Annotated in this window: 1 protein-coding gene; it reads right to left on the bottom strand. The window is 76.4% G+C overall.

All coding sequences use genetic code 11. From position 1 onward, the window contains the following. Positions 1-8: 8 nt before the first annotated feature. On the bottom strand, positions 9-18,986 hold the full coding sequence (locus ACGFT1_RS30135; protein ID WP_373912142.1) for a non-ribosomal peptide synthase/polyketide synthase: 18,978 nt from the start codon (positions 18,984-18,986) through the stop codon (positions 9-11). Positions 18,987-19,248: the final 262 nt, after the last annotated feature.

Below are 19,248 nucleotides of genomic sequence, written 5' to 3'. Positions count from 1 at the left end.
TCGGTTCCTCACCGTTCGTCGTGGTCGGGGCCGCCGTACGCGGCGTCTTCGTCGTCAGGGGCGGGACTGCCGTGTCCCGGGGGCGGGCCGTCCTGGCCCTCGTGCGTGCCGTCCTCGCCGTCGTGGCCGTACGCGGCGGCTTCCAGTTCGCTGAGCACCTGGTCCTCCACGATTTCCGCCAGGGCGGCGACGGTGCGGGAGACGAGGATGTCGCGGGGGGTCAGGGTGACGCCGAACGCGTCGTTGGCGCGGGAGGCGATGAGCAGGGCGCGCATGGAGTCGCCGCCCAGCAGGTAGTAGTCGTCCTCGGCACCGACGGCCGTACCGAGGGTCTCCTCCCAGATGGCCGCCACGGCTTCCTCGGTGGGCGTGCGCGGTGCCACGTGCCCGGTCCGTTCCCGCTCCTCGGCCGGTGCCGGGGCGGGCAGGGCGGAGCGGTCGGTCTTGCCGTTCTCGGTGAGCGGGAAGCGGTCGAGCACCACGAACGCGGTGGGGACCATGTGGCCCGGCAGGAAGCGTGCGGCCAGGGTCCGCAGCGCGGCGGTGGTGGGCGGTTCGGCGCCGGGTGCCGTGAGCAGGTGGGCGACCAGGCGCGGGAGGCCCGGTTCGTCCTCCCGTACGGTCACCACGGCGTCCAGCACGCCCGGGTCCCGGACGAGGACGGCCTCGACCTCGCCCGCCTCGATGCGATGGCCGTGCAACTTGAGCTGGCGGTCGGTGCGGCCCAGGTAGTGCAGTTCGCCGTGGGCGTCGCGGCGCACCAGGTCGCCGGTGCGGTACATGCGGGTGCCCGGCGGCCCGAACGGGTCGGCGGTGAAGCGGGCGGCGGTCAGGCCGGGGCGGCCCAGGTACCCGCGGGCCAGCGCGGGCCCGGACAGCCACAGTTCGCCGGTGACGCCGTCGGGGACCGGCCGCAGCCGGGCGTCGAGGACGTAGGCGCCGGTGGCGGGCAGCGGGCGGCCGATGGGCGGGGCGGCGCCGTCCGGCCGCAGGGGCGCGGACCAGGTGGCGACGACGGTGGCCTCGGTGGGCCCGTAGGAGTTGACCATGCGGTGGTGCGGGGCCCAGCGGCCGACCAGTTCGGCACCGCACGCGTCGGCGCCGACGGTGAGCGTCTTCAGGTCCGGCAGGGTGCCGGGGGTGTCGGGGGGCAGCGTGGCGAGCGCGGCCGGCGGCAGCAGGGTGTGGGTGACGCGTTCGGTGCGCAGCACGTCGGCCAGCTGGGCGCCGAGCAGCGGCCCTGGCGGGGGGACGACCAGACGGGCGCCGTGCGGCAGGGACATGCACAGCTCCAGCACGGAGGCGTCGAAGCTGGGCGTGGCGAAGGCCAGCACCCGGTCGCCGGGGGCCACCTGGTAGTGGGCTGCCTCGGCGGCGGAGAACGCGGCGAGTCCGCGGTGGGTGACGACGACGCCCTTGGGGGTGCCGGTGGAGCCCGAGGTGTAGATGACGTAGGCCGGGTCGTCCAGGTCGAGCGGGCGCGTCCGGTCGGCGTCGGTGGGCCGGTGCCCGGGCGTGTCGTGCGGCGGTGCGGCGAGCAGGCCGGCGATCTCCTTGGCGTCGAGGGTCAGGGTGGGGGCCGCGTCCCGCAGCATGAGGGCGATCCGCTCCTCGGGGTAGGCGGGGTCGACGGGCAGGAACGCGGCGCCCGTCTTCGCCACCGCCAGCTGGGCCAGCACCATGTCCGCCGAGCGCGGCAGCAGCAGGGCGACGAGGTCGCCGGGGCCCGCGCCGCGGGCGATGAGCGCGTGTGCCAGCCGGTTGGCCGCCGCCTCGGCCTGCGCGAAGGTGAGCAGGGTGCCGGGTCCGGCGAGGGCGGGGGCGGCGGGCCACCTGTCGACGGCGGCCTCCACGAGGGCGGGCAGCGTCGCGGCGGGTACCGGTGTGCGCGCCGGGCGGGCCGGCGGGTGCAGCAGCCGGTCCCGTTCGGCGGGCGGGAGGACGTCGATGTCGTCGAGGCGGGTGGTGCCGTCGGTGGCCGCCAGGGCATGCAGGGTGTGCAGCAGCTGGCCGGCCAGGGAGCCGGCGGTGGCCGGGTCGAAGCAGCGCGGGTCGTAGCCGAGTTCGACGGCGAGCCGGTCACCGGGGGAGACGACCACGGTGAGCGGGTAGTTGGTGGCTTCCCGGGCGTCGAGGTCGCGCACGGTCAGACCGTGGGCGCCGGCCGTCGCGTCGCCGACGGGGTAGTTCTCGAAGACGACGAGGCTGTCGAACAGTTCGGTGCCGGGCGGCAGTTCGGTGAGACCGTGCAGCTCGTTGAGGGGCATGTGGTCGTGGCGGCGGTCCTCGGCGCGGGCCTCCTGCACGGCGCGCAGCCAGGCGGCGCAGGGCGCGGCGCCGTCGACGGCGGTCCGGGCCGGCAGGGTGGTGATGAACAGGCCGGTGATGGTGTCGGCGCCGGGCAGGTCGGCGGGCCGGCCGGAGACGGTGGTGCCGAAGCACACCTCCCGCTCCCCGCTCCACCGGGCCAGCAGCAGCGCCCAGGCGCCCTGCACGAGGGTGTTGAGGGTGAGGCGGTGGTGGCGGGCGAACTCCTGGAGCCGGCTCGTCTCCTCGGCACCGAGCCGCTGGGACAGCCAGGTGCCGGAGCGGGCCGTGGTGCCCGGCGCGGGCCTGCGGTCGTACGGCAGCGGGGTGGGGCCGCTCAGGCCGGCGAGGACGCCGCGCCAGTGCTCCGCCGCCCGGCCGGTGTCGCGGGCGGCCAGCCAGCCGGCGTAGTCCGCGAACGGCCTGCGTTCGGGCAGCCGGGGCGGCTCGCCGCGGACCAGGGCGGCGTGCGCGGCCATGACGTCGGACAGGACGTGGAAGACGCTCCAGCCGTCCAGCAGGACGTGGTGGAAGGTCCACACCACCCGCACGGCGTCCGGGCCGAGCCGGACCAGGGCGAGCCGCAGCAGCGGGGCCCGGTCCAGGGCGAGGCCCCGGGCCCGTTCGCCGGCGAGCAGCCGCTCCAGTTCGGTGTCCCGCCGGTCCGCCGGCACACCGCTCCAGTCGTGCTCGGTGACCGGCAGGGTCACGTCGCGGTGGACGATCTGGAGGGGCACGGGTACGCCGTGCAGGGCGACGGAGGTGCGCAGCACGGGGGTGCGGTCGACGACGTGCTGCCAGGCGGCGGCCAGCTGCCCGGGGTCCCGGGCGCCGTCCGCCACGAAGGTGATCTGCTCGACGTACAGGCCGTGTCCGGCCTCGTCCAGGCCGTGCACCACCATGCCGGTCTGGGTGGGCGTGAGCGGATACACGTCCATGACATCCGTTCCGGTGCCCACGAGCCGGTCCACGGCGGCCTGGTCGAGCGGGGCCAGCGGGAAGTCGGACGGGGTGCGGCCGCCGGCGCCCGGCTCGGCGCAGTGCCGGACGATCTCCCTGAGTTCGGCGGTCAGTTCGGCCGCCAGCCGGGCGACGGTGTCGTGCCGGTGCAGCTCGCGGGAGTAGGACCAGGTGAACTCCAGCCGGCCGTCGCTCACCCGGCCCAGCACGTCGAGGAGGTGCGGGCGTTCGGCGGAGGTGTCCATGCCGCCGCCGAGCGCGCCGTGGGGCGCGTGCAGCAGGCCGCCCGGGGCGGGTGTCCAGTCCTGCTGGCCCAGGTAGTTGAAGCAGACCTGGGGCAGGCCGGGCAGGGCGGGGCCGGCCGTGGGGTGCAGGTGGCGCAGCGCGCCGTAGCCCAGTCCGCCGTGCGGGACGGCGCGCAGGTTCTCCTTGACGGCCTTCAGGACGGTGCCGGTGTCCGCGTCGCGGGGCACGTCCAGGGCGACCGGGTACATCGCGGTGAACCAGCCGGCGGTGCGGGCGAGGTCGGTGTCGTCGAACAGCTCCTCGCGGCCGTGGCCTTCGAGGGTCACCGCGACCCGGTCCCGGCCGGTCCAGCGGGCCAGGACCCGGCCCAGCGCGCACAGCAGGACGTCGTTGACGCGGGTGCGGTACGCCTCCGGTACGTCCTGGAGCAGCCGGCGGGTGTCCTCGGACCCGAGGACGGTGGTCACGCTCTCCTCGACGGCGGCGGTGTTCGCGCCGCCGGTGTGGTCGGTGGGCAGGGCGGTGGCGGCGTCCAGGTCGCGCCAGTGGGCGAGTTCGCCGTCGAAGCCGCCCGCCGCGGTGTGGTCGGCGAGCCGCCGGGCCCAGGCCGCGAACGAGGTGCTCTTGGCGCCGAGGGCGGGCCGTTCGCCGTCCCGCAGGGCGCGGTAGGCGGTGTCCAGGTCCTCCAGGATCAGCCGCCAGGACACCGCGTCCACGACGAGGTGGTGCGCGGCGAGCAGCAGCACCGGCCGGCCGCCGTCCCCGGGACGGCACAGCGCGGCCCGCAGCAGCGGCCCGGCGGCCAGGTCGAACCCGGCGGCGAGGGCGGCGGCCACCTCGGGCACGGCCGCGTGGTCGTGCACCTCCAGGTGCGGGGCTTCACCGCCGGGCGGGGTGCCGTACTGCCGCCACCGCCCGTCCCCGGCCGGTTCGAAGCGCATGCGGAGCGCGTCGTGGTGCTCCAGTACGGCGGCCAGAGCGGCGCGCAGCAACGGCTCGCCGGGGTCTTCGGCCAGCTCGAAGGAGACCGTCTGGCTGAAGTGCGCGGGGTCGCCGGTCAGGGTGTCGAACAGCCAGTGCTGTACGGGGGTGAGCGGGGCGTCGCCGACGACGGGTCCCTGTTCGGCGGTGACGGCGGTGCCGTGGAACTCCGTGGCGGCCGAAGCGAGTTCGGCGAGGGTCTGGTGGGTGAACAGGTGCCGGGGGGTCAGGGCGAGACCGGCGCGGCGGGCGGCCGAGACGATCTGGATGCCGAGGATGGAGTCGCCGCCGAGGGTGAAGTAGTTGTCGTCGGCGCCGACTTCGGGCACGCCGAGCACCTCGCACCAGATCGCCGCGAGGGTCTGTTCCGCCTCGGTGCGCGGCGGCCTGGCGGTGGCGCCGGTGGCCGGTGCGGCCCACTGCGGTGCGGGCAGTGCCCGCCGGTCCAGTTTGCCGGTGACGCCGAGCGGCAGCCGGTCCAGCGGCACGACCAGGGCGGGGACCAGGTGGTCGGGGAGGCTGTGGGCGAGGAAGGCGCGCAGTTCGGCGGGGTCCGGCAGGGCGGCCCCGCGGGGCACGGCGTAGCCCACCAGCCGGCGGTGGCCGGCGTGTTCGACCACCCGGGCCGCCGCGGCGGCGACGGCCGGGTGCCGGGTCAGTGCGGCCTCCAGCTCGCCGAGCTCGATGCGGAAGCCGCGCACCTTGACCTGGTCGTCGCCGCGGCCGAGGTAGCGCAGGTCGCCGTCGGACGTCCAGCGGACCAGGTCGCCGGTGCGGTACATGCGGGCGCCGGGCGGGCCGAACGGGTCGGGCAGGAAGCGCGACGCGGTCAGGCCGGGGCGGCCGAGGTAACCGCGGGCGACGCCGGTGCCGGCGAGGAAGAGTTCGCCGGGCGCGCCGGCGGGGACCGGGCGCATGTGCGCGTCCAGGACGTAGGCGCGGGCGCCGCCGACGGGGCGGCCGATCGGCGGGTCGCGGTCGGGGTCGGCCGGGTCGCAGGTGAAGGCGGTGGCGTAGACGGTGGCCTCGGTGGGGCCGTAGATGTTCATGACCCGGCAGCCGGGGACGGCCTCCCGGACCCGGCGTACGGTGCGGGCGGGCAGCCCCTCCCCCGCGAGGACGACCGTGTCCGCGCTGACCCGTACGGCGTCCTCCGCGAGCAGCCGGTCCAGGGCGGAGGGCACCGCGCTGAGCAGCCCGGCACGCCAGGGTCCGGGGCGTTCGGACAGGGCCAGGAGGTCGCGGACGATCTCGACGCAGCCCCCGGACAGCAGCGGGGAGAAGATCTCGAACACCGACACGTCGAAGTTGAGGGAGGTGGAGGCCACGACGTGGGCCAGTCCCCGGCCGGTGAACTCGGCCGCGGCCCAGTCGGTCAGGGCCAGCACCGAGGCGTGGGTGACGACGACGCCCTTGGGGCGGCCGGTCGAGCCGGAGGTGTGGATGACGTAGGCCGGGTGGCCGGGCAGCAGCGGGCCGTGCCGCTCGTCGTCGCCGACGGGCGGGTCCGGGACGGCCGCGGCAGGGGCCTGGTCCTGGTCCAGCAGGATCCGGGTGTACGGGCCCTCGGGCAGCCGGCCGGCGGTCGCCGCGCTGGTGATCACGGCGTCGGGCCCCACGTCCTCGAAGAGGAACGCGACGCGCTCGGCCGGGTACTGCGGGTCGACCGGCAGATAGGCGGCGCCGCTCTTGAGCACGGCCAGGAGCGCCACGACGAGGTCCTCGGTGCGGGGCAGGCACAGGGCGACGAAGCGCTCGGGTCCCGCGCCGGCCGCGATCAGCCGCCGCGCCAGCCGGCTGGAGCGGGCGTCGAGTTCGCGGTAGGTGAGGCACGCGTCGCCGTGGCGGACGGCCGGGGCGTGCGGGGTGCGCTCGGCCTGCCGCCGGAACGCCTCGGGCAGGGTGTCCCGCGGCGCCTCCCGTACGTGTCCGCCGAACCGGCCGACGAGGTCCCGGCCGCCGGCCGGGTCCAGGAGGGGCAGGTCGGCGAGGCGGCGGTCGGGGTCGGTGGCCATCCCGGTCAGCAGGGTGCGCAGGCTCTCGCCGAGCGCCTCCACCGTCGCGGGGTCGAACGCCGCGGGGTCGTAGTCGAGGTTCACGGCCAGGCTGTCGCCGGGCGCGATGACCACGCTGAGCGGGTAGTTGGTCGGCTCGAGGTCCCGTTCCTGTTCCATGGCCAGGCCGTGCCGGGCGAGCGAGCCCTCGTCGAACGGGTAGTTCTCGAACACCACGATGGAGTCGAACAGGCTGGTGCCGCCGGGCACCTCGCTCCAGGACTGCACCTGGGCCAGCGAGACGAAGTCGTGGCGCCGGGCCTCCGACTGGGCGGCCTGCAGGTCGCGCAGCCAGTCCGGCAGCAGGCGCCGTCCGTCGACGCGGGCCCGGGTGGGCAGGGTGTTGATGAACAGGCCGACCATCGAGGTGACACCGGGCAGGCCGGCGGGCCGGCCGGAGACGGTGGTGCCGAACACCACGTCGTCACCGCCGCCGTAACGGGCCAGCAGCAGCGCCCACGCGCCCTGGAAGACGGTGTTGAGGGTCAGTCCCGCCCGTTGGGCGGTCTCCCGCAGCCGCGCCGAGACGTCTGGGCCGAGGGTCACCCGCACCGTCCCGGAGGAGGCGTCGCGGTGGGCCTGGGCGGGCCGCCGGTCGCGGGGCAGCTCGGTGGGCGCCTGGAAGCCGGCGAGGGTCTCGCGCCAGTACCGTTCGGCCTGGCCGGTGTCCTGCCCGGCGAGCCAGTGCAGGTAGTCGGCGAAGGGCCGGCGCTCGGTCAGCCGCGGGCGGCGCCCGGAGGTCAGGGCCGCGTACCGCTCGCACACCTCGTCGAAGACCTGGGCCGCGCTCCAGCCGTCGAGCAGCACGTGGTGGAAGGTCCACACCAGGCGCACCCGGTCCGGCGCCAGCCGGATCAGCGTCAGCCGCATCAGGGGCGCCGCACCGAGGTCGATGCCCGCCTGCCGGTCCTCGGCCAGCAGCCGGTCCAGGTCGTGGGCTCCCTGGTCGGCGGGCCGTCCGGACCAGTCGTGGTGGGTGACGGGCACGGTGGCCCGGTGCCGCACGACCTGGAGCGGTTCGGCGGTCTCCTGCCAGACCAGGCCGGTGCGCAGGACCGGGTTGGCGTCCGCGGTGTGCTGCCAGGCCGTGGCAAGGGCCCGCGGGTCGGTGACGCCGGACAGCACCAGCTGCACCTGGTTGACGTAGGTGCGGCCGTCGGGGTCCAGCAGGCTGTGGAAGAGCATGCCCGCCTGCATCGGCGTCAGCGGGTACACGTCCGCGACCTCGCGTCCGTCGCCGGCGATCCGGTCCACGGCGGCCTGGTCCAGCCGGGCCAGCGGGAAGTCCGAGGGCGTACGGCCGCCCGCGCCGGGGCGGGCGCAGTGGGCGACGAGCTCCTCCAGCGCCCGCAGCATGCCCTCGGCGAGCGCGGTGACGGTGTCCTCGCGGTGCCGGCCGGGGCTGTAGTGCCAGGTGATCTCCAGCTCGTCGTCCTCGACGCGGGCGATCACGTCCAGCAGGTGCGGCCGTTCGGTGCCGGGTGCCTCCGCGCCGCCGAGCCCGCCGGGCACCGCGCCGATCAGGGTGCCTGCGCCGGCGGACCAGTCGAAGCGGCCCAGGTAGTTGAAGCTGATGCCGGGCATCGGGGTGCCGGTGAGGGCCGCGTCGCGGGCGAGGTGACGCAGGACGCCGTAGCCGAGACCCCGGTCGGGTACGGCCCGCAGCTGCTCCTTGACCGACTTCAGGGCGGCTCCCCAGTCGCCCTCCGGGACGGTGAGGGCGACCGGGTACAGGGAGGTGAACCAGCCGACCGTGCGGGACAGGTCGACGTCCTCGAACAGCTGGTCCTCGCGGCCGTGCCCCTCCAGGCCGACGGCGACGGTGGCGCGTCCGGTCCAGTCGGCCAGGACCCGGCCCAGCGCGGTGAGCAGGACGTCGTCGATCCGGGTGCGGTAGGCGCCGGGTACGCGGCGCAGCAGGTCGTCGGTGCGCCCGCGGTCCAGGCGCACGCTGACCTCGCGGACGCCGGCCATGGTGGCGTCCCCGTCGCCGTCGGCGGGCAGCGGGGCGGCGCAGTGCCGGGCGGTCTCCTCCCAGTGCTCGCGCCGGGCGGCGAAGCCGGTCCCGGCGCGCTCGCGCAGCCGGTGCGCCCACTCGCGCACGGAGGTGGTACGGGCGGGCAGCCGTACGGGTTCGCCCGCCGCCGCCTGCCGGTAGCCGGTCTCCAGGTCCTCCAGCAGGATCCGCCAGGAGACCCCGTCGACGACCAGGTGGTGGACGACGAGCAGCAGCCGGGCGGGCCGGGTGCCGTCGGCGGTGAACAGGCGGGCGGCGCACAGGGGTCCGGTGGCGAGGTCCAGTCCGGCGTGGGTCTTCGCCGTGACGTGTTCCTCGGCCTGCGGGCCGTGGATCCGCAGCAGTTCGGGGACCGGGCCGTCGGCGGCCGGTATGTGCTGGCGCCAGGTGCCGTCGCCGTCCAGGTGGAACCTGGCGCGCAGGGCGTCGTGGTGCGTCCACAGGGCGGTGAGGGCCTGGCGCAGGGCGTCCTCGTCGACCGGGCCGGCGGCCTCGATGACGACGGACTGGTTGAAGAACCCGGCCTGGGCGGGCCGCGGGTCGAGGAACCAGTGCTGGATGGGGGTGAGGTCCGCCTCGCCGCTGACCGGTCCGGTGCCGGCGACGGCGGGCGCGCCGGCCCCGCCGGCGGCGAGCCCGGCCACCGTGGGGCGCCGGAACAGGTCGCGCGGGGTGAGGGTGAGGCCCGCCGCCCGGGCACGGGAGACGACCTGGATGCTGAGGATGGAGTCGCCGCCCAGCATGAAGAAGTTGTCGTCCACGCCGACCCGTTCCACACCGAGCAGGTCGGCCCAGATCCCGGCGAGCAGCCGTTCGGCCTCGGTGCGCGGGGCCCGGTAGGCGTCCTCGGCACCCGCCGACCAGTCGGGGGCGGGCAGCCGCCGCCGGTCGACCTTGCCGTTGGCGGTCAGGGGCAGCGCGGACACGGTGACGAACGCGGCGGGCAGCATGTAGTCGGGCAGCCCGCCCGCCAGGTGGTCGCGCAGTGCGCCGGCGGAGGGCACCGCGGCGCCCTCGGCCGGCACGAGGTGGGCTGCCAGCCGCTTGCGGCCCGCGTCCTCGTACAGGGAGACGACGGCCTCGGCGATGCCGGGGTGAGCGGTCAGCCGGGCCTCGATCTCGGCGGGTTCGACGCGGAATCCGCGGATCTTGATCTGGTCGTCGGCGCGGCCGACGAAGTGCAGTTCGCCGTCGGCGCTCCAGCGCACGACGTCACCCGTGCGGTACATCCGCGCGCCGGCCGGTCCGAAGGGGTCGGCGAGGTAGCGGGCGGCGGTGGCGCCGGGCCGGCCGGCGTAGCCGCGGGCGAGTCCCGCGCCGGCGATGTACAGCTCGCCGGGGACACCCGGCGGCTGGGGCTGGAGGGCGCCGTCCAGGACGTACACGCGGGTGTTGTCCAGCGGGCGTCCGATGGGCAGCACGGCGGGCAGCGGGTCGCCGGCGCGGAAGACGCGGCGGGTGGCGAACGTGGTGGTCTCGGTGGGGCCGTAGCCGTCCACGACGGTCAGGCCGGGGCAGGCGTCCAGCACCCGGCGCACGACCGCGCCCGGCACGGCCTCGCCGCCCGTCCACACCTCCCGGGCGCCGCGCAGGCAGCCCGGGTCCTCCTGGGCGAGGAGGCGGAACAGCCCGGCGGTGAGCCACAGGCAGCCGACGCCCTGCTCGGTGACGGCACGGCGGACCGCGGCGGCGTCCAGGTCGGCCGGCGGGGCGAGGACGGCCGTGCCGCCGCGCAGCAGCGGCACCCACACCTCGTAGGTGGCGGCGTCGAAGGCGTGCGGGGAGTGCACGAGGACCCGGTCGTGCCCGGTGAACGCCCGGTCCAGGGCGAGCGCGACGACGTCCCGCTGGCGCACCGCGACCCCCTTGGGTACGCCGGTGGAGCCCGAGGTGAACATCAGGTACTGGACGTTGTCGGGGTGGACGGCGTGGGCGGGCGCGGGGTGGTCCGCCCCGGCCGGGACGTCGACCCGCAGGACGCGGTCGTCCGGCAGCAGGCCGCGGGCGGTCTCCTCCCAGGCGGCGTCGGTGAGCAGCAGGTCCGCTCCGGCCTCGGCCAGCATCCGGCGCAGCCGCTCGCGCGGTGCGCGGCCGTCCAGCGGGACGTACACCCCGCCGGTGCGGACGAGGGCCAGCTGGGCGACGACCAGCTCCACGGAGCGGTCCACGAGCACGCCGACCGGGTGTTCCGGCCGTACGCCGAGCGCGGCCAGCCGGGCCGCCCGGCGCGCCGACCGCGCGTCGAGTTCCCGGTAGGTGACGCGCTCGGCTCCGGCCTCCAGCGCCACGGCGTCGGGGGTGCGCCGCACCTGGGCGGCGAAGAGGCCGGCGACCGTGGTGTCGGGCAGGTCGGTGGCGGTGTCGTTCCAGGCGTGCAGCACCTGTGCGCGGCGGTCCGGGCCGAGCAGCGGCAGCCGGGCGGGCGGGCGCTGGGAAGCGCCGGGCATGCCCGTGAGCAGCACGGTCAGGTACTCGGCCAGCCGCCCGGCGGTGCCGGTGTCGAACAGTTCCGGGTCGTAGCCCAGGCGCAGGGTCAGCTCCGGGCCCGGGTAGGCGGTCAGGCTCAGCGGGTAGTTGGTGGTCTCGATGCCCTCCAGGCCGCTGAGGCGCAGTCCGTGGGCGGCGGCGAGACCGTCGTCCACCGGGTAGTTCTCGAAGACGACGATGCTGTCGAACAGGCCGACGCGCTCCGGGAGTGAGGTGAACGTCCGGATCCGGGTGAGCGGCACGTGGTCGAAGCGCCGGTCCTCGCTCTGGTCGCGCTGGAGGGCGCGCAGCCAGTCCACGAGGGTGCCGCGGTCCGGGACGGTGACCCGGGTGGGCAGGGTGGTGATGAACAGGCCGGTCATGGCGTCGGAGCCGGGCAGCTCGGGCGGCCGTCCGGACACGGTGGTGCCGAACACCACCTCGTCACGTCCCGCCTGCCGGCCCAGCAGCAGCGCCCAGGCGCCCTGCACGAGGGTGTTGAGGGTCAGGCCCGAGGTCCGTGCCAGCTCCTCCAGCGCCCGGGTCGCGGCGGCGGGCACGGTGGCCCGGACCTCGTGCGTGGACTCGGCGCGGTGGCTCTCGCGCGGCTCGCGGTCGTACGGCAGGGGGGTGGCCTCGGTCAGGCCGGACAGGCGGTGCCGCCAGTGCCGTTCGGCCTCGGCCGTGTCGCGTCCGCGCAGCCACGCCAGGTAGTCGCGGTAGGGCGGGCGGTCCCGGCCGGTCTCCGGCGCGGTGCCGGCGTGCCGGGCGAAGACGTCCGTGAGGACCTGGAACAGGCTCCAGCCGTCCAGGAGCAGGTGGTGGAAGGACCACACCACGCGCACGGCGGTACCGGACACGCGGGCGAGCAGCAGGCGCTGGAGCGGGGCCCGGGTCAGGTCGATGCCCTCCGCGCGGTCGCGGGCCAGGACGTCGTCCAGCCGGGCTCGGCGCTCGTCCTCGGGCAGGTCGCGCCAGTCCAGGTGGGTGACCGGCAGGGCGGCGTGGCGCTGCACCACCAGCAGCGGCTCGGGTATGTCCTGCCAGACGACCCGGCCGCGCAGCACCTCGGTGCGGTCGGTCACGTGCTGCCAGGCGGCGGCGAGGGCCTCCGGGTCCGGCACACCGTCCAGGACGAAGGTCAGCTGCTGGAAGTAGACGCCGCGGTCGTCCTGGGAGAGCCCGTGGAAGAGCATGCCCGCCTGGGTCGGCGTGAGGGGCAGTACGTCCGCCACGGCGGCCGGGTCCGCGCCGGTGACGCGGTCCACGGCGGCCTGGTCGAGCCGGGCCAGCGGGAAGTCGGACGGGGTGCGCCCGGCGGCGCCCGGTGACGCGGCGTACCGGGCGAGGTCCGCCAGCGCGTCCGCGAAGCCTTCCGCGAGGGCCCGGACCGTGTCGTGCCGGTGCAGCCGGTCGGAGTAGAACCAGGTGAACTCCAGGCGGTCGCCGTCCAGGTGGCCGACGACCTCCAGGGCGTGCGGGCGCTCGGCGGCCGGGTCGGCGTCCAGCTCCAGCGGCCGGACGGTGCCCCGGTACAGTCCGTCGCCGCCGTCCGGCAGCCCCATCCGGCCAAGGTAGTTGAAGCTGATCTGCGCGTGCGGGGCGCCGGGCGCGGCACCGGGAGCGGCGAGGTGGCGCAGCGCGTCATGGCCGAGGCCGTGCCGGGGTACGGCGCGCAGCTGCTCCTTGACCCGCTTCAGGACGGTGTCCCAGCCGGCGTCCCCGGGGACGGTCAGGGCGACGGGGTAGCGGGTGGTGAACCAGCCGACCGTACGGCTGAGGTCCAGATCGGGGAAGAGTTCCTCACGGCCGTGGCCCTCGACGTCGACCACCACCCGCTCCCGCCCGGTCCCGGCGCACAGGGCGCGGCCGAGGGCGCCGAGCAGTACGTCGTTGACCTGGGTGCGGTAGGTCTCGGGCAGGGTGCGCAGCAGGGCCGCGGTGTCCTCGGGGCTCAGGCGGACGGTGACCGCGCGCTGGGAGGCGTAGGTGTTGATGCCGTCCCGGTCCTGGGGCACGGCGGGAGCGGTGTCCGGGACCTGGCGGGTCCAGTAGTCCCGCTCGTCGTCGAAGCCGCCGTCCGCCGCGTGCGCGTGCAGCCGGCGCGCCCACTGCCGTACGGGGGTGGACTTCGCGGGCAGGGCCGCCGCCCCGTCGTCGCCCGCGCGGCGGGCCCGGTAGGCGGAGTCCAGGTCGTCCAGCAGGATCCGCCAGGACACGCCGTCGACCACCAGGTGGTGCACGGCGAGGTGCAGGACCCGTGGCAGGCCGGGGCCGCGGTCGTGCAGCACGGCCCGCAGCAGCGGCCCCGCGGCGAGGTCGAAGGGGCCGAAGTGGGGGGTGTCCTCGTCCGGGCCGGTGTGCCGGCCCAGGACGACCCGGGGCGCCCGGTCCGCGACGGCCCAGCTGACCCGCTGGGTGCCGTCACCGGCGGTGAAGCGGGAGCGCAGGGCGTCGTGGTGGGCGGCCAGGTCGTTCAGCGCGTCCTCGAGTGCCGCCGCGTCCAGGTCGTCGGGCACCTGGACGGACAGCGCCTGCGCGAAGTGGGCTGCCCGCTCGGCGGCCGTGCCGAACAGCCAGTGCTGGATCGGCGTCAGGGGGGCCGCTCCGGTGGCCGCCTCCGGTGCCGGGGCCGAGGCGCGCGGGCTTCCGGCGGCGTCCGCGCGGCGGGCGAGGGCGGCGACCGTCTGGTGCTGGTAGAGGTCCCGGGAGGTCAGCATCAGGCCCTCCTGCCGGGCCCGGGCCACCACCTGGATGCTGAGGATGGAGTCGCCGCCGAGTTCGAAGAAGTTGTCGTCGACGCCGATCCGCTCCACGTGCAGCACGTCGGCCCAGATCGCGGCGAGGGCGTGCTCGGTGGGGGTGCGGGGGGCGACGTGCCGTACGGCCCGCACGGCGGGGCCGGGGTCGGGCAGGCGTGCGCGGTCGATCTTGCCGTTGGGGTTGAGCGGCAGGTCGTCCAGCACGACGACGACCGCCGGGACCATGTAGTCGGGCAGCGTACGGCCCAGTTCCCGGCGTACGGTCTCGGGGTCGACCCGCGCTCCTGGGGCGGGGACGACGTAGCCGGCGAGGCGCCGGTGGCCGTCGGTGTCGGCCGCGATGGCCGCGGCCTCGGCCACGCCGGCGCAGCGGCGCAGCGCCTCCTCCACCTCGCCCAGTTCGATCCGGAAGCCGCGCACCTTGACCTGCTGGTCGATCCGGCCGAGGTACTCCAGCCGGCCGTCGGCCCGCCGGCGCACCAGGTCGCCGGTGCGGTACATGCGCTCGCCGGGCGCGCCGAACGGATCGGCCACGAAGCGGGCGGCGGACAGTCCCGGACGGTTCAGGTAGCCGCGCGCCAGGCCGCCGCCACCGAGGTACAGCTCACCCGTGACGCCGGGCGGCTGGGGCCGCAGGGCGCCGTCCAGGACGTAGGCCCGGGTGACGGCCACGGGTTCGCCGATGGGCGGGGACTGCTCGGGCAGCCTGCCGTCGGCGAACCAGGCGGTGGCGTACACGGTGGCCTCGGTGGGGCCGTAGATGTTGGCGATCCGGGCGGCGGGCATGGCGGCGCGGACGTCGTGCACCGTCTGGGCGGGCAGGGCCTCACCGGCCAGCACGACGGTGTCCGCCGTCACGGGTGCCGTACCGCCCGCGACCAGCCGGGAGACCACGGAGGGCACTCCGCTGAGCAGCCCGGCGCTGCGCGGGGCCGGCGTGTCGGCGAGGGCCGGCAGGTCGGCGACCACCTCCACGGAGCCGCCGGCCAGCAGCGGGCACAGCAGCTCGAAGACCGAGACGTCGAAGTTGAGGGAGGTGGAGGCGATCACATGGGAGAGTCCGTCGGGTCCGAACCGCTCCCCCGCCCAGGCGGCCAGCGCGGCGACACTGCGGTGGGTCACCACGACCCCCTTGGGGCGCCCGGTGGAACCCGAGGTGTAGATGACGTACGCGGGATGGTCGGGCAGCAGCGGCCGGATCCGGTCGGCGTCGGTCAGGTCCTGGTCGGCCTGTTCCTGGCCGGGCACGTCCTGGCCCGCGCAGTCCTCCAGGAGCAGCGGGACGCAGTCCTCGGGCAGGGCGGACGCGGTGTCCCGGGTGGCGAGGACGAGGGCGGGCCCGGCGTCGCCGAGCATGAAGCGGATCCGCTCGGCGGGATAGGCCGGGTCCACCGGCAGATAGCCCGCGCCCGACTTCAGCACCGCCCACAGCACGGGCACCAGGTCGACGGAGCGCGGCAGGCACAGCGCGACCAGGGTCTCCGGGCCGGCGCCGCGCGCGACGAGCAGCCGCGCCAGCCGGCTGGCGCGCCGGTCGGTCTCGGCGTAGTCGAGCCGCTCGGGGCCGCAGACGACGGCGGTCCGGCCGGGGGTCCGGGCGACCTGGGCGCGGAACAGCCCGGGCAGCGTGACGTCCCCGGTGTCCCGGCTCCGGCGCGCGGGCGGGTTCCAGGCGTCCACCAGGGTGTGCTGCTCCGCGGCCGACAGCATGGGCAGCTCGGCCAGCGTGCGGCCCGGGCCGTCCGCCATCCCCTCCAGCAGGCGGTGCAGATGACCCGTCAGGCGGCCCACTGTCGCCGCCTCGAACAGGTCCGTGTTGTACTCGACGGTCAGCGCGCAGCCGCCGTCGGCGTCCGGCGTGAACTCCAGGACCAGGTCGAAACGGGCGGCCGGGCGGGGCAGCGGATGCTCCTCCAGGCGCAGGCCGCCGGCGAGTGGTGGCACGCCGAGAGGCGTCTGCTGGACGACGAGCGCCTGCACCAGCGGTGTGCGGCTGGGGTCCCGGGTGGGCGCCAGCTCCTCCACCACCCGGTCGAACGGCACGCCGTCGTGGGCGAAGGCGTCCAGCACCGTGGTCCGCATGCTCTCCACGAACCGGTCGACGGTCGCCCGCTCGTCCACGTCCGTGCGCAGCACCACCGTGTTGGCGAAGAAGCCCGGCACGTCCTCCAGTTCCCGGCGGCCCCGCCCGTTGGTGACGGTGCCGAACGCCACGTCCCGCTGCCCGGAGTAGCGGGCGAACAGCAGCGCCGCGGCCCCCGCGAACAGGGTGAACACGGTCGTGCCGCGGCCCGTCGCCAGATGCCGCAGCCGCGCCGTCAGCTCCGCGGGGAGACGGTGGTGGTGTGCCGCTCCGGCGGTGGTGCGCACCGCCGGACGCGGCCGGTCGGTGGGCAGCTCCAGGTGCTGGAGGTCCGACAGGTGCCGCCTCCAGTAGGCCAGGTCCGCGGCGTCTGTGTCCCCGGCGTTCCCGGCCCGCTTCCCCTGCTCCCACACGGCGAAGTCGGGGTACTGCACGGCCGGCCGGGGCAGTCCGTCGGGCTCGCCGGTGGCCTCGGCGCGGTAGAGGGCGGCGAGTTCCCGGGTGAGGACGCCCACCGACCAGCCGTCGGTGACGATGTGATGCTGGGCCAGCAGCAGCAGGTGGTCGTCCTCGGCGAGCCGGACGAGCAGCGCGCGGGTGAGCGGGCCCGCCTCCAGGTCGAAGGGGCCGCACAGCTCCCCGGTGAGCAGTTCCTCGGCCGCCTCGGCCCGGCGCGCTCCGGGTACGCCGGTGAGGTCGGCCGTCCGCAGGGGCAGGTCGGCGTCGGCGGCGACGCGCTGGACGCCCTGTCCGTCGACGGTGGTGAACGTGGTGCGCAGCGAGGCGTGCCGGGCGGCGAGGCGGTGCAGGGACCGGCGCAGCGCGTCCTCGTCCAGCGCGCCGCGCAGCCGCAGGGACACGCCGGTGTTGTACTCGGTGCCGCCGTCGGTCAGGTCGTCCAGGAACCACAGCCGGCGCTGGGCGCTGGACAGCGGCAGGACGCCCTCACCGGGGGCCGGCGGGATCGGCTCCGGTGGCGCGGCGGCGGACGGGTCCCCGAGCAGGGGCGCCAGAGCGGCGATCGTACGGGCGGTGAAGACGTCCCGTACGGTCAGCCGCACTCCCAGCTCGTCCCGGATGCGGGACAGGGCGCGCGCGGCGAGAACCGAGTCGCCGCCCAGGTCCAGGAAGTCGTCCGTCACGCCGATCCCGTCGACGCCCATGACATCGGCCCAGATGGCGGCGAGGGAGCGCTCCCGGGGTGAGCGGGGCGGCACGCGGCCCGCCGTGGACACCCTCTCCGGAGCGGGCAGGGCCCGCCGGTCGATCTTGTGCTGCGGGGTGAGCGGCATCCGTTCCAGCACCACGACGGCGGCCGGCACCATGTGCCCGGGCAGCACGGCGGCCAGGGCGGCCCGCAACGCGGCCGGATCGAGGGGGCGGGCGGGGGTGGAGACACCGGCGGTGCCGAGCTGCTCCACGGAAGCGGAGGGGCCGGAGGAGACGGGCGGGTGGCCCACGGCCGCCGAACCCGAGGGCCCCTCCTCGCCCACGACACCGGGTCTTCTCCCGGCCCCGGCGGCCCTGCTGGCGGCCCCGGCGCCATCGGACTCGGCCACCCCGCCGGCGGACTCCTCCCCGGCGGCCCCCGCCGAGCCGGCCACCCCGCCCCCGGAACCGGCAGCCCCGGAGGAAGCCACCGCACCCCCGGTCCCAGCCGCTGCGAAGGAACCCACCGGATCCCCGGTCTCGGTCGCCCCCCGCGGGTCGTTCGGGGTGACGTAGGCGACCAGGCGGCGGTGGCCCGGTTCGTCCTCGCGGACCACGACCACGGCCTCTCCGACGGCGTCCCCGGCCAGCCGGCGCAGGGCCGCCTCGATCTCGCCGGGTTCGATCCGGAAGCCGCGGATCTTCACCTGCCGGTCCAGCCGGCCCAGATACTCCAGTTCCCCGTCGGCGGTGCGGCGCACCCGGTCGCCGGTGCGGTACAGACGGGTTCCGGGCGGGCCGAAGGGGTCGGCCACGAAGCGGGCGGCGGTCAGGCCCGGCCGGCCCAGGTAGCCGCGGGCCACCGCGTCGCCGCCCACGAACAACTCGCCGTCCGTGCCGGGCGCCACGGGGCACATCGCGGTGTCGAGGACGTACACCCGGGTGTGCGGCAGCGCGTCGCCGATCGTCGGGGTGCCCCGGCCGGCGGTGAGGGGCCCGGTCCAGGTGGCGACGATGGTGGCCTCGGTCGGGCCGTAGGAGTTGATCATGCGGCGGCCGGGGGCCCAGCGGTCGACGAGCCCGGCCGGGCAGGCCTCGGCACCCACGATCAGGGTGCGCAGCGATCTCGCGGTGCCCTGCGCCGGGTCGGGGAGGGTGGCCAGCGCGGCCGGCGGGATGAGGGCGTGGGTGATGCGGTGCTCGTCCACGACCGCGGCGAGCTCGTCGCCGAGCCAGGGCCCGTGCGGCGGTACGACCAGCGTGGCACCGGACAGGACGGAGACGCACAGCTCCAGGACGGAGGCGTCGAAGCTGGGTGAGGAGAACTGGAGCACGCGGTCGCCCGGACCGACGGCGTACCGCTCGGCGGCGGCGGCCGTGAAGCCGCCGATGCCGCGGTGGGTGACCGTCACGCCCTTGGGGGTACCGGTGGATCCGGAGGTGTAGATGACGTAGGCGGCGTGGTCGGCCCCGGCGCCGGCCGGGTGCTCCGTGCCGTCCGCACCGTCCGCGCCGTCCGTGCCGTCCAGCAGTTCGCCGGTCCGCCGCGGGTCGTCGAGGACGACCGCGGGTGCCGCGTCGGCGAGCATCAGCGCCCGGCGGTCCGCCGGGTAGGCGGGGTCCACGGGCAGGAAGGCCGCTCCGGCCCGGGCGACGGCCAGCTCTGCCGCTATCAGCTCCATGGAGCGCGGCAGCACGAGCGCCACCACCCGGTCGGGGCCCGCCCCGTGCCGCGTCAGGTACCCGGCCAGCCGGTCGGCGCGGGCGGACAGTTCCCGGTAGGTCCAGGTCCGCCGGCCGTCGGTGAGGGCCGGTGCGTCCGGGGTGCGGGTCACCCACGCGCTGAACAGCTCGCCGAGCGTCGGGTACGCCGTCGCCGCGGCGCTCTCCGGCGCCCCGTCGGTGTCGCCGGCCCGCGGCAGGGAGGACGCCGGCGCGGGCTTGTCGTGCAGGTCCGTCATGGGTGAAGTCCTTAGGAGGGCGGGACGGTACGGCGCGGGTTACGGAGGCGGACGCGGGCAGCGCCGCGCCCCACCGGGACAGTGCGGTGGGTCGCGGCGGCACGGCGGGCGTGCGCGACGGAGGGACTGCGGGCCGGGGGCGGTGGCCCGGGCCGGTGGCGGTCCGGCGGCAGTGCGTGCCGGCCGCCGGCGGCGCCGCCCGGCCGGTCGGCGCGGGGGCCGGGGACGGGCTCGCGGTCCGCGGGCGCGGGCCACCTGGCCG

The sequence above is a fragment of the Streptomyces sp. Y20 genome, assembly GCF_043195475.1.
Lineage (GTDB): Bacteria > Actinomycetota > Actinomycetes > Streptomycetales > Streptomycetaceae > Streptomyces.
This window is presented reverse-complemented; position numbering and strand designations above follow the sequence as displayed.